This is a genomic window from Streptomyces sp. UG1, from assembly GCF_049974585.1.
Classification (GTDB): Bacteria; Actinomycetota; Actinomycetes; order Streptomycetales; family Streptomycetaceae; genus Streptomyces.
In genome coordinates, this window is record NZ_JBNGGG010000013.1 from 156,641 (window position 1) to 169,221 (window position 12,581).

Here is a 12,581-nt window from a genome sequence, read left to right on the forward strand (position 1 = left end):
TAGGCCCGTCACGTCCAGCTCTCCGGCCTCGTGCTGCAGGACACGTCCGTGCGGATCTGCATGGCCGGAGCGTGGCCCGGTGTGGCGCCTGCGATGATTTCCTTGCGCAACCGCGCTATCGCTGTAGTCGGCGGCGGGCCCGTTCCGTGGAAGAAGCCCTGGGACGAGCCCTCACCTTCTGCTCAGCCGGCAGACCTGCCGACTGCCCCAAGCCGCCGATCACCGAGGGCCACCTGTTACTGCCTTCTGCAGCGGTTTGGTGGCGTGCACGCCACCAAACCGCGCGTCGACCGCGTCCTGGACGAAGCCCGCGAGACCGTCGACCCTGTTTCATCATGCGGCTGTTCGGCCTGTCCTCCACAAGCGCGATGACCTACGTGACCACTGCCCACCCTGCCGAAGGCACCAACACCCGAAGGTAGGAGGAGGTCAGGGCGCCGACGCTGCCACCGCCGGGGGCATCGCCGTTACGGCGCGGTCCGGGCCACCGTGGGCGGCGCACCGTTGGTCACAGCGCGGTGGCGAACGTCCACGTGGTGATTCGGTCTCGGTCGCACCGGGTCACTGCCCAAGCTGAGCGGCCAGGAACACGGCCGCCACTGAGGGACGGACCGCGTACGTTGCGCCCGCGCTCCCCTCAGCGGCCTCCCACCAATAGAACGGATAGCACCGCCCACTGTTGCTACGTGCCTTGCTCATCCCGGACAGCACGCCTGCCACGCGGCGCGCCGGATCGACGTCGTTCGGCCCACCCAGCGCCTTGTCCACCAGCTCCGTGCAGTGGATCTCCCGGCCGGGATTGCGCAGCAGGTGCTTGAACACCTGCAGGGCCTGCGGCGCGAGTTCAGCCAGGAACACCGCAGCGCGCTCCAAGTCCTCGGGTCCCCAGTCTGCGGCGTCGTGGTGTCCCTCTCCACCAGAGTGTGAAGCCCAGCGTGGATCAGCCTCGGTCAGATACACCGTCACATTCCCCTTGTCGTAGCGTCGTTGAGCGTTACATTTTGCCCCGAACCAGGCACGCCACGAGACCGCTGGATTCTCTGACTGGCTCGTGTGGTCGGTTCACATACCACATGCGGCGAGGCGAGCGGCAGGAGTCGTGGAACAACGTCGGTCAGGCGCTTGCCGGCGCCGACTTGCCCCCTTCGGCCTCTGGCCGGCTGTTTGGGGCCCTTTGTTGATACGCGCACGGCGGCGGGTCAGCGATCGAACCACTCCCGCCTCTCGCCGGTGAGCCCGTCAGCGATCGCTACGGCGAGTGCCAGGCCGAGGAGGACGGAGAGGGTGCCCGTGCTGAACATCCCGGCCAACGCGCCCACCACTGCAAGCGCCTCGAAAACGACACGACGGTTCGCACCCAGCCGTACCGCTTCGGCGCCAGGGCGGCGCAGGAGACCAGCACGACCGCTACGACGAGGGAGGCATACCCCAGCGGCAGCAGCAGACCGATGTCCTGACCGTGGTCGAGCCGGTTGCTCGCCTCCGCGCGGAGAAAGAAGCCACCGAGACCATTGAACAGAACCTGAACCGACACCCCCTGCCAGGGCGAACTGATCGCAAGGGCGGAGGAATGCGCGACCCCGCATGTCCTGCCTCCCCTTGATGAGGTCGCCGCGGGCATGAAGGCGAAGGTCGTCGAGGACCAGCGCCTCGCCCCACGCTCCAGGGGCCACGCCCTCGGGGACAGCGGCCCGGACGGCAGGATCTGGGTGTGCGTGCCCTCCGGCCTGTCTCCCGAACTCAGGGAGGAGACCGTCCGGAAGCTGCTGGCCGAGGTCTTCGAGCAGCACGGCAAGGCGCTGTGGGAGAGCGATGCCTCTGTGCGGGTGATCGGTGACAGGGCGGCTCTGGCCGAGGCCTCCGTGCGTGCTGCCGCCTGAGACGACGACGCCCCCGCGGTCCAACCGGGGGCGTCTGCCGAGCACGCCAACATCCATCGCCAGACAGACAGATCGGACACACTCGTGACCACCAAGGTACAGCCTGGTCGAGTACCAGGAGGGTGTCGGCGTCGCGGATCGTGCTCAGGCGGTGCGCGATGATGACCTGGGTACAGGCCAGGGTGCGCAGGTTCGCCGTGACTTTCTGCTCGGTCTCGACGTCCAGGTGACTCGTGGCCTCGTCGAGCAGGAGGATCGCCGGGTTGTGGGCGATCGCTCGTGCGAGGGCCAGTCGCTGTCGCTGACCGCGGGACAGGGCGCTCCCGCCCTCGGAGACGAAGGCTGAGCGCGATGTTGGACCATATCGACCCGCTGAACAGGGCGCTCTCCTGGGTGCGGCACCGAGCACGCCCACGTCGCTGAGTCGGTGGGCGGGTCGTGGGCCAGGGGGCCCGTGTCGTGCCGTCCCTCGGTCATCGCGATACGCCGGTGGACGAGCCGCAGCAAGTGATCTGTGGCGGCCAGGCGCCCGCTGAAACCGCACACGCCCCCAGGCCTCGGACCCGAGAGCGGACAAGACCCAGGTCGTGAGCACCACGTTTCGGCGACGTCACCTGATTGTTATGGCGGATGACAAATTTGCCTGCCGCGGACCTGGCGCACAACCTCCGGGGAGTCGTAAGTTCCCGCTCACAACATTCAGTCGGGGCGGATCATCCAAGACCCGGCAAATCCCCCCGAGAGCACCTTTCTCGTCTCGCTCCTCACCCTCGTGCGTCCGGTCGTCCGGCCGTAACACCAGAAAGGACCCTGCCCATGCGCAAGGGACTCCTCATCAGCGCTGCCTCGGTGGCTCTGGTCAGCTCGCTCACCGCCTGCGGCGGCTCCTCGTCCGGTGCGGACAGCTCCGACGGCAAGAAGCCGAAGATCGGCGTGATCCTCCCGGACAGCAAGTCGTCGGCGCGCTGGGAGACCGCGGACCGCAAGTACCTCTCGGAGGCGTTCAAGGCGGCGGGCGTCGACTACGACATCCAGAACGCGCAGGGCGACAAGCAGCAGTTCCAGACCATCGCCGACCAGATGATCACCAGTGGCGTCAACGTCCTGGTGATCGTGAACCTCGACAGCGGCACCGGCAAGGCCGTACTCGACAAGGCCAAGGCGCAGGGCGTCGCCACGATCGACTACGACCGGCTCACCCTCGGCGGATCCGCCCAGTACTACGTGAGCTTCGACAACACCGCGGTCGGCAAGCTGCAGGGCGAGGGCCTCAGCAAGTGCCTGAGCGACATGAAGGCGAAGAAGCCGATCGTCGCCACGCTCAACGGTTCCCCGACCGACAACAACGCCACCCTCTTCGCCGAGGGCTACAACGGCGTCCTCGACCCGAAGTACAAGTCGGGCGAGTACGTCAAGGGGCCGGACCAGTCCGTCCCGGACTGGGACAACGCCCAGGCCGGCACCATCTTCGAGCAGATGCTCACCGGCGAGCCCAAGATCGGCGGTGTGCTCGCCGCCAACGACGGTCTCGGCAACGCGGCCATCGCCGTCCTGCGCAAGCAGAACCGCAACGGCGAGGTCCCGGTCACCGGCCAGGACGCCACCGTGCAGGGCCTGCAGAACATCCTGGCGGGCGACCAGTGCATGACCGTCTACAAGGCGGTCAAGAAGGAGGCGGACGCCACCGCCAAGCTCGCCATCTCGCTGGCCAAGGGAGAGAAGGGCGAGACGAACGCGACCGTCCACGACCCCGAGGGCAAGCGCGACGTGGAAGCCGTGCTGGAGACGCCGGTGGCCATCTACAAGGACAACGTCAAGGACGTCGTGGCCGACGGCTTCGTCACCAAGGAAGAGCTGTGCACGGGCAAGTACGCCGCCCTGTGCACCGAGGCCGGCATCAACTAGCTCTCCGAACCGGCTGGTCCGACCGGGCACCTCAGGCGCCGGAGCGACCAGCCGACCGCGGGCCCCGGGGGATGCCTGACACCCCTGGGGCCCGCGACCTCACGACCGTAAGGAGCCGTCTTCCATGACAGCGACCCCGATCCTTCAACTGCGCGGGATCGACAAGAGCTTCGGCCCCGTGCAGGTACTGCACGACGTGTCCTTCGACATCCACCCGGGCGAGGTGACCGCCCTCGTCGGCGACAACGGCGCCGGCAAGTCCACGCTGGTCAAGTGCATCGGCGGGATTCACCCGATCGACGGCGGCGAGTACCGGTTCGAGGGCGAGCAGGTCCAGGTGCACAGCCCGCGCGACGCGGCGGCCCTCGGCGTCGAGATCGTGTACCAGGACCTGGCGCTCTGCGACAACCTCGACATCGTGCAGAACATGTTCCTCGGCCGCGAGAAGCGCCGGGGACTCGTCCTGGACAACTCGACGATGGAGGAGATGGCCGCCAAGACCCTGGAGAGTCTTTCGGTCCGCACCGTCAAGTCCATCCGCCAGCAGGTCTCCAGCCTCTCCGGCGGCCAGCGCCAGACCGTGGCCATCGCCAAGGCCGTGCTGTGGAACAGCAAGGTGGTCATCCTCGACGAGCCGACCGCCGCGCTCGGTGTCGCACAGACGGCGCAGGTCCTGGAACTCGTCCGGAGGCTGGCCGACAACGGCCTCGCCGTGGTCCTCATCTCGCACAACATGAACGACGTCTTCGCGGTGTCCGACCGGATCGCCGCCCTCTACCTGGGACGGATGGCCGCCCAGGTCAAGGCGTCGGACGTGACGCACGCGCAGGTCGTCGAACTCATCACCTCGGGCCGCAGCGGAGACCTCGGCCTCGCCACCACCAACGGAGCCACCGCATGACCGCCGCCGTCGCCCCCGAGAAGCCAGAGATGCCGGACGACTCCGGCACGCCGAGCAAGAACGCGGCGACCGGTACCGCGAGTCTGCGCTCGGTCGCCCGCAGCTACGTCGAGCGGGTACGCGGCGGCGAGTTGGGCGCCCTCCCCGCCGTTCTCGGCCTGATCGTCCTCTGCGTCTTCTTCGCCGTGCTGCGCCCGGTCTTCCTGTCCGAGCTGAACTTCGCCAACCTGCTCACCCAGGGCGCCGGCAGCATCGCCATCGCCATGGGCCTGGTCTTCGTCCTCCTCCTCGGCGAGATCGACCTGTCGGCCGGGTACGCCAGCGGGGTCTGCGCCGCCGTTCTGGCCATCCTGCTCACCGACCACGGGTGGCCCTGGTACGGCGCCGTCGGCGCGGCCATCCTCACCGGCACGGTCATCGGCCTGCTGCTCGGCGTCCTGGTGGCGAAGGTCGGCATCCCCTCCTTCGTGGTCACCCTGGCCGCCTTCCTCGGCTTCCAGGGCATCGTGCTGATGCTCCTCAAGGAGGGCACCAACATCTCGATCCGGGACGAGACGATCCTGGCCGTCGCGAACGACAACCTCTCTCCCGCGCTCGGTTGGGTGCTGCTCGCCGTCAGCGTCGCGGCCTACGCGGCCATACAGTTCCGGCAGAACCGCAACCGCGGCCGGCGCGGACTCGCCACCGCTCCGCCCGCCCTGCTCGCGGTCAGGATCGGCGGCCTGGCGGTGCTCGGCGCGGTCGCCGTCCACCTGCTCAACCAGGAGCGCAGCCGCAACGTCATCGTCGACTCGCTCAAGGGCGTGCCGATCGTGGTGCCGGTCATCGCCGTCCTGCTCGTCGCCGGGACGTTCGTACTCCAGCGCACGTCGTTCGGCCTGCACATCTACGCGGTGGGCGGCAACGCCGAGGCGGCCCGGCGGGCCGGCATCAACGTGGCCACCATCCGTATCTCCGCGTTCGTCATCTGCTCGTCCCTGGCCGCGGTCGGCGGCATCATCGCCGCGTCCCGGGGCAACTCGGTCGACCCCAACACCGGTGGCAGCAACGTGCTGTTGCTGGCGGTCGGCGCCGCGGTGATCGGCGGAACCAGTCTGTTCGGCGGTCGCGGCAGGGTCGTCGACGCCGTGCTGGGCGGCATGGTCGTCGCCGTCATCCAGAACGGAATGGGCCTGATGGGTTACAGCTCGGGGGTCAAGTACGCTGTCACGGGTTCGGTTCTGCTGGTGGCCGCGGGCGTCGATGCGCTGTCTCGTCGCCGGGCCGCACAACGATGAGGTCTGGGGCGCCATGAAAGCCGGTCCCTCGCAGGAGGAGATTCGCCGGCACAATCTCGGCACCCTGCTCCGTCATGTGCACATCGACGGCTCCATGTCGCGGGCCGTCCTGGCCGACCGCATGGGCCTCAACCGCAGCACCATCCTGGGCCTGGTCAGCGAGCTGGCCTCGGCCGGCCTGGTCCGCGAGGAACTGCCCGGCGACACCGGCAGGGCGGGCCGGCCCTCCCTGGTCGTACGGCCGGAGTCCGACCAGGTGTACGTCCTGGCCTTCGACGTCGGTGTGGACCGGCTGGCCGCCGCGCGCATCGGCCTGGGCGGGGTCTTCCTCGACCGGAGGGAGGAGACCCCCATGCCCCCCGGCCGGCGCGGCGCCGGCGAGGTGGCCGAAGTCCTCGCCGACTTCGCCCGGCAGATGACGGGCACCGCACGGCGCGGAACCTCCTGCGTCGGCGTGGGCGCCGCGGTCCGCGGAATGGTCCGTCAACCCGACGGCGTCGTCCGCGCCGCCCACTACATCGACTGGAAGGACGAGGAGTTCGGCGAGGACCTCACGCGTCGGCTGGGGCTCGGCCTTCCTGCGGCGGTCGGCAATGAAGCCAGCCTCGCCGCCCTCGCCGAGCACCTGCGTGGTGCCGGGTCCGGCTGCCAGGACCTCGTGTACCTGCACGGCGACATCGGCATAGGCGGCGGCGTCGTCTCCGGCGGCCAACTGCTCGGCGGTGACTGCGGATACAGCGGGGAGATCGGGCACATGCTCGTAAACCCCCGTGGCGGCAGACCCTGTGGGTGCGGTGCGCGAGGCTGCCTCGAGGCCGAGGCCGGCGAGCGCGCCCTGCTGGAGGCCGCACGGCGCGACCCGTCGGCCACCGGCCGGGAGGCCGTACGCGCCGTGGTCGAAGCGGCCGACCGGGGCGACATCAGCGCCCGCGCGGCTCTGCACGACGTCGGCGACTGGCTCGGCATCGGCGTCGCCAACCTGGTCAACATCCTCAATCCGCGCACCGTCGTCTTCGGCGGAACGCTCCGCGAGGTGTTCCTCGGATCGGCCGCCCAGATCCGCAGCCGCATCAACAGCCATGCCCTTCCCGCCTCCCGCGAGGGCCTGCGGCTCCGGGTCGGCGAACTCGGCGAGGACGCCGTGCTCATCGGCGCCGCCGAACTCGCCTTCTCGACCTTCCTCGCGGGCCCGCTGGACACGTTGGCCCGTACCGGTTCCGCCGACACGACACAGTGAGGGGCCCTGGCGGATCGAGGCCGCGCCGGAGGCGAGGCAAGTCTTGGCGACACGGTCCAGGCCTGGAACCTGCGGCCGTACACCGTGCCGTACGCGGCCGATGTGAACGCCGAGTCCACGCTCGCGCCGTGCTCCTGGGAGTGGCCGTCGCGACTCAGGGCCTCATGAGCCGGCGCAGACCGACGGAACAGCATGAGGTCCGGGGCAACACCAACAACGCCGGCGAATGGGGACACACCCTGCTGGTGCTGGACGGCCGCCTGTGCCGCTGCGGCCGGCGCGGCTGTGTGGAGGCGTACGTCGGGGCGCCCGGCCTGCGGGCGACCCTGGCCGAGGTCGACCCGTCCCATCCGGCGCTGGGACAGCCCGGGCAGCGGGACTTCGCCGAGACCCTGGCCTTCGGCCTGGCCGCGGGGGACCCGGTGCTGTGGGAATTCGTCCGGCGCACCGGCCGCTGTCTCGCCGCGGCTCTCGGCGACCTCGTCAATCTGCTCAACGTCCCGAAGGTGACCCTCACCGGCTGGGTGCCCAAGGCACTGGCCCGGTGGCTCGTCCCCGCCATGCGGGACGAGCTCCCCCGCCATGTGCTCCCGGGCTCCTTGCCCGGCCTCACCGTCGAGCTGTCCCGGATCCCCGGCAACGCCGTGTCCCTGGGCATGGCGGCCTTCACCCTGGAGCGGTTCCTCACCCGCCTCGGCCTGTCCAGCCCCGCCCGGACCCGGTCACAGCCGGCGGCCGAGGTGGCTCGGCTGATCGGGTGACGCGCCAGGCCGATGCCGGGCTGCGGGCCGGCGGCGGCACATGAGACCGCCCCAACGGGGAACCCGGCGAACCGGAGCGGAGTGAGGGCGGAGCAGGAGGGAGGGAGCCGGCGTGGCGCGGATTCTCGTGCGGGACGACGACCTCGTGGTGCGGCTGTCCTGGCGTGAGCGGGCTGCCGGGCGCCATCGCGGACGCGTGCGCGTGCCGCTGTCGGCCGTGTGCCGGGTGACCGTGGAGCCCGCCTGGTGGCGTGCCCTGCGCGGAGAGCCCTCGCACGGGGTCTGGACCCCCGACGTGCTGTGCGTCGGCACGCGGAGCCACCCCGGCGGACAGGACTTCGTGGCGATACACCCCGGCAGGCCCGTGGTGTGCGTCGAGCTGCGGCCCACGGCTCCCTTCCGGCTCCTGGCCGTCTCGAGGCGGGACGACGCGCAGGCCACGGCCGACCGGCTGCGCCGCCGCGCACCGGACATCGACGAGTCCACGCCCTGCCGGCAGCCCCTTCCCGTCGCCGAGGAGACGGAGACGACCTGGAAAGAGCTGGCCGTGAACGCAACACTCTGACAACCGGGAGGGCGCCGTGCCCGACACCCACGAGTCCCGCATCCGGGACGAAGCCGTGCCCCTGACCGGCCCCGACGCGCTGGACCCGCTCCTCGACCGCATCGGTGACGCCCACTATGTGCTGCTGGGCGAGGCCTCGCACGGCACGGCCGACTACTACCAGGTCCGGGATCTGCTCACCCGCCGCCTGATCGAGGAGAAGGGCTTCTCGTTCGTGGCCGTGGAGGGCGACTGGCCCGACTGCCAGGCGGTGCACCGCTCGCTCGTCGCCGCGCCGGGCGCACCCGAGGACCCCGGCCAGGTCCTGGCCGGCCTCCGGCGGTGGCCCGCATGGATGTGGGGGAACACCGATGTCGCCGAGTTCGCCCGCCGACTGCGCCGGCACAACGAACACCGGCCGCCCGACCTGCGCGTCGGCTTCTTCGGCCTGGACGTCTACAGCCTCTGGGAGTCGCTGCACGCCGTCCTCGGCCACCTCCGCGAGCACGACCCCGATCAGGTCGGGCCCGCCCTGGAGGCCTACCGCTGCCTCGAACCGTACGCCGGGGACCCGCACTCCTACGCCCTCGCCACCCGGATCGTCCCCGAGGGCTGCGAGTCGCAGGTACTGTCCCTGCTCACCGAACTGCGGCGGCGGGCGGCCCGGACGGACGCCTCCGCCGGATCCCTCACGGAGTTCGCCGCCCGGCAGAACGCGGAGATCCTGGCCGGAGCCGAGGCCTACTACCGGACGATGCTCGACAGCGGACCCGAGTCCTGGAACATTCGCGACCACCACATGGCCGACACCCTGGACCGGCTCATGGCACACCACGGACCCGGGGCCAAGACCGTGGTGTGGGCGCACAACACCCACATCGGCGACGCCCGCGCCACCGACATGGCCGACACCGGCATGGTGAACCTCGGCCAGCTCGTCCGGGAGCGCCACATGGGGCAGGGCGTGGTGCTGGTCGGCTTCGGCTCCTTCACGGGTACGGTGCTCGCCGCCGACGCGTGGGGCGACGCACCCCGGACCATGGAGGTCCCGCCCGCCCGCACCGGCAGCCTGGAGGATCTGCTGCACCGCGCGCTGCCCGGTGCGCGGGCGTCGTTCGTCTTCCCGCACGTGCAGCTCCAGCGGCCCGCCACCGTCAGCCCGGCCTGGTTCCACCAGGAGCACGGCCACCGTGCGATCGGCGTGGTGTACCGGCCGTCGTACGAGCATGTGACCAACTACGTGCCGACGGTCCTGGCCCAGCGGTACGACGCCTTCTGCCACCTCGACCGGACCCACGCCGTCACCCCGCTGAACCCCCTGGCCCACGTGGGCCGCTCAGCCACGGTCACCGCGAAGGGATGACCAGCTCGCGGCCGTGGTAGAAGCCTTCCCGTTCCTCCACGACGTACGGGGCCAGGCCGGTGCGCCGCTGTGCCTCCAGGTCGGACGTCCGCCAGGAGTCGCAGGCCTCCTTGGAGTCCCAGAACGACACCCCGGTGATCTCCTGTCCGTCCTCGGACCAGTACGCGAAGGCACGGCGCATACCCTGCGGATGGGTGACCGGCCGCCAGGCCCTCTCGACGTCCTCCAGCGTGCCCGGCTTGATGCGACGGGTCGTCACCCAGACGAAGCGCTCCTCCATCGTGGTCTCCTCCGCTACGGCGGTTCGGCTGCTCGGCGCCACTTCGACCACCGTAGATCCACGGCGCCCATCCCGCCTGCGTACAGGGCCTAGCGAGGGCGTTCCCTGCGTCGGCGGCGCAGGACCACGGCCAGGTCCACCGCCGAGAAGACGGCGAAGACCGCGCACAGTCCGGTGACGACCGCCAGTTGTGAGGCCGTCGGGCTGCTGTCCGGCCCTGCGCGCGCCGACCACAGGGCGAACAGCACCGTCGCGGCCACGAAGAGCGGCGTGAAGCACACGGCCAGCAACAGCCGCAGCCCCAGAGCGCTACGGGCGGTGATGGGCTCGGTGCCCGTGCGCTCCCAGCGCCGGCCGATGAAGCCGGAGCGTGAGCGCGGCACCGGGGACCGGTTTCGGTGCGGGAGTGGCATGACTGCCGAGTTCCACCATTGGCCCGCGGCAATCCGCGGTCAGCCGTCGCGGGCGAGGGCCGCGATCGTGCCTCCGGCGAGTACGGTGCGCCGGCGGCCGTCGGAGAGGTGGTGGCGGACCGTGTACGTCTCGTTCCTGGTGGTGTTGCGCAGCCGCAGGCGGGGCTCGGCGCCGGGGGCCAGCGCGGTGTGCAGGTTCTCGAGCCGCAGCCGGTCGCCGGGCTCGACGCGGTCGTAGTCGGCCGGGTCGTCGAACTCCAGCGGCAGGACGCCGAAGTTGGTCAGGTTCTGCCAGTGGATGCGGGCGTAGGACTTGGCGACGACGGCGCGCAGCCCCAGGTGGCGCGGGGTGATGGCGGCGTGCTCGCGGGAGGAGCCCTGGCCGTAGTTCTCCCCGCCGACGACGAAGTGACGGCCCGGTCGGCCGTCGGTGGCCAGGTCGGCGGCGCGCCGGGGGTAGTCGGGGTCGAGCCGGGTGAAGGTGAACTCGGCGAGCCTGGGGATGTTCGAGCGGTACGGCAGCGCCTTCGCGCCGGCCGGGGAGATCTCGTCCGTGGAGACGTTGTCGCCGCACTTGAGCAGCACCGGGCCCGCCAGCACGTCGGGCAGCGGGTCGAGGTCGGGCAGCGCGGAGATGTTGGGGCCGCGTTCCAGCTCGGCCCCGGCCGCCTCCTCGGGCGGCAGCGGCTGCTCGAACATGGCGCGGTTGACCGAGGCGTGCTCGGGCGGCCGCGGCTGAGGGTAGGGCACGTTCTCCTCGGCGGCCCACGCGCGCGGGTCGGTGATCGCACCGGTCAGGGCGGAGACGGCGGCGGTCTCCGGGGAGCACAGCCACACCGCGTCGTCCTCGGTGCCGGAGCGGCCGGGGAAGTTGCGCGGGAAGGTGCGCAGGCTGTTGCGGCCCACGGCCGGAGCCTGGCCCATGCCGATGCAGCCGAGGCAGCCGGCCTGGTGGATCCGGGCCCCGGCGGCGATCAGGTCGAAGGTCGCGCCCGTCTTCGTCAGGTCGGCGAGGATCTCGCGGGAGGTGGGGTTGATGTCGAAGCTGACGGCGGGGTGGGTCTGGCGGCCCGCGACGATGCCGGCGGCGACGGCGAAGTCGCGCAGCCCGGGGTTGGCGGAGGAGCCGATGACGGCCTGCCCGACGGGTTCGCCGGCGACCTCGCGCACGGGGACGACGTTGCCGGGTGAGGTGGGGCGGGCGATGAGGGGTTCGAGGGTGGAGAGGTCGATCTCGTCGGTCAGGTCGTAGCCGGCGTCCGGCTCGGCGGCCAGCTCACGGAAGTCGGCCTCGCGCTCCTCGGCGCGCAGGAAGTGCCGTACGGCGTCGTCGGCGGGGAAGACGGAGGTGGTGGCGCCCAGCTCGGCGCCCATGTTGGCGATGACGTGCCGGTCCATGGCCGTCAGCCCCGCCAGGCCCGGGCCGTGGTACTCCAGGATCCGGTTGACGGCGCCCTTGACGCCGTGCCGCCGCAGCAGTTCGAGGATCACGTCCTTGGCGCTCACCCACTGCGGCAGCCGGCCGGTCAGGCGGATCCCCCAGATCTCCGGCATCGTCACGTGCAGGGGCCGTCCGGCCATGGCGAGGGCGACCTCCAGGCCGCCGGTGCCGAGCGCGAGCATGCCGAGCGAGCCGGCGGCGCAGGTGTGCGAGTCCGATCCGGCGAGCGTCTTGCCGGGGATGCCGAAGCGCTGCATGTGGGTGGGGTGGGAGACGCCGTTGCCGGGCTTGGAGTACCAGATGCCGAAGCGACGGCACGCGGAGCGCAGGAAGGCGTGGTCCTCGGCGTTGCGCTCGTCCGCCTGGAGCAGGTTGTGATCGACGTACTGGACGCTGACCTCGGTACGGACCCGGTCCAGACCGAGGGCCTCCAGCTCCTGCATCACCAGCGTGCCGGTGGCGTCCTGGGTGAGGGTCTGGTCGATCCGCAGACCGATCTCCCGGCCCGGCTCCATCGCACCGTCGACCAGATGATCGGCGATGAGCCGGTGCGCCAGCGTGCCGTGCGAGACCGTCACA

The 12,581-nt window shown here is 70.8% G+C and carries 12 protein-coding genes and 1 pseudogene; 8 read left to right on the forward strand and 5 right to left on the reverse strand.

Annotated elements, in window-relative coordinates; genetic code table 11:
* Positions 1-561: 561 nt before the first annotated feature.
* On the reverse strand, positions 562-966 hold the full coding sequence (locus ACP4J3_RS16995; protein ID WP_426535106.1) for a DUF6416 domain-containing protein: 405 nt from the start codon (positions 964-966) through the stop codon (positions 562-564).
* 653 nt (positions 967-1,619) lie between these two features.
* On the opposite strand from ACP4J3_RS16995, the gene ACP4J3_RS17000 reads away from it, so the two are divergent.
* Positions 1,620-1,880, forward strand: a complete 261-nt coding sequence (locus ACP4J3_RS17000) for a hypothetical protein (RefSeq protein WP_426535223.1) — start codon at positions 1,620-1,622, stop codon at positions 1,878-1,880.
* A gap of 241 nt (positions 1,881-2,121) precedes the next feature.
* On the opposite strand, the pseudogene ACP4J3_RS17005 reads toward ACP4J3_RS17000, so the two are convergent.
* Positions 2,122-2,478 (reverse strand): annotated as a pseudogene (locus tag ACP4J3_RS17005) (ATP-binding cassette domain-containing protein); the annotation flags it as partial.
* 218 nt (positions 2,479-2,696) lie between these two features.
* Between ACP4J3_RS17005 and ACP4J3_RS17010 the strand changes: the two are divergent.
* From ACP4J3_RS17010 to ACP4J3_RS17040, 7 genes are all read left to right on the forward strand, one after another.
* Complete coding sequence (locus ACP4J3_RS17010; protein WP_426535108.1) at positions 2,697-3,785, forward strand: sugar ABC transporter substrate-binding protein; 1,089 nt, start codon at positions 2,697-2,699, stop codon at positions 3,783-3,785.
* 124 nt (positions 3,786-3,909) lie between these two features.
* Positions 3,910-4,686: an ATP-binding cassette domain-containing protein gene (locus tag ACP4J3_RS17015; protein WP_426535110.1), complete on the forward strand. Its 777-nt coding sequence runs from the start codon at positions 3,910-3,912 to the stop codon at positions 4,684-4,686.
* The gene (locus tag ACP4J3_RS17020; protein WP_426535112.1) at positions 4,683-5,963 is read left to right on the forward strand and encodes a sugar ABC transporter permease; all 1,281 of its coding nucleotides are present in this window, start codon (positions 4,683-4,685) and stop codon (positions 5,961-5,963) included. Before ACP4J3_RS17015 ends, ACP4J3_RS17020 begins: the two co-directional genes overlap by 4 nt.
* A 13-nt stretch (positions 5,964-5,976) precedes the next feature.
* Positions 5,977-7,200 carry an ROK family protein gene (locus ACP4J3_RS17025; RefSeq protein WP_426535114.1) on the forward strand — a complete coding sequence of 408 codons (1,224 nt, stop codon included), beginning with the start codon at positions 5,977-5,979 and terminating at the stop codon, positions 7,198-7,200.
* Positions 7,201-7,364: 164 nt separating this feature from the next.
* A complete protein-coding gene (locus tag ACP4J3_RS17030; RefSeq protein ID WP_426535116.1) occupies positions 7,365-7,961 on the forward strand; it encodes an ROK family protein in 597 nt (198 codons plus the stop codon).
* A 112-nt stretch (positions 7,962-8,073) separates the two neighbouring features.
* Positions 8,074-8,526, forward strand: coding sequence for a hypothetical protein (locus tag ACP4J3_RS17035; RefSeq protein ID WP_426535118.1), 453 nt, complete (start codon positions 8,074-8,076; stop codon positions 8,524-8,526).
* Positions 8,527-8,542: 16 nt separating this feature from the next.
* The gene (locus tag ACP4J3_RS17040) at positions 8,543-9,868 is read left to right on the forward strand and encodes an erythromycin esterase family protein (RefSeq protein WP_426535120.1); all 1,326 of its coding nucleotides are present in this window, start codon (positions 8,543-8,545) and stop codon (positions 9,866-9,868) included.
* On the opposite strand, the gene ACP4J3_RS17045 is transcribed toward ACP4J3_RS17040, so the two are convergent.
* The 3 genes from ACP4J3_RS17045 to ACP4J3_RS17055 form a co-directional block, all read right to left on the reverse strand.
* Positions 9,852-10,190 (reverse strand): hypothetical protein, encoded by a 339-nt coding sequence (locus ACP4J3_RS17045; protein WP_426535122.1) that lies wholly within the window; start codon positions 10,188-10,190, stop codon positions 9,852-9,854. The two genes, ACP4J3_RS17040 and ACP4J3_RS17045, sit on opposite strands and share 17 nt — an antisense overlap.
* 47 nt (positions 10,191-10,237) lie before the next feature.
* A complete protein-coding gene (locus ACP4J3_RS17050; protein ID WP_426535123.1) occupies positions 10,238-10,531 on the reverse strand; it encodes a DUF6343 family protein in 294 nt (97 codons plus the stop codon).
* Positions 10,532-10,600: 69 nt separating this feature from the next.
* Positions 10,601-12,580, reverse strand: a complete 1,980-nt coding sequence (locus ACP4J3_RS17055; protein ID WP_426535125.1) for an aconitate hydratase — start codon at positions 12,578-12,580, stop codon at positions 10,601-10,603.
* Position 12,581 lies beyond the last annotated feature (1 nt).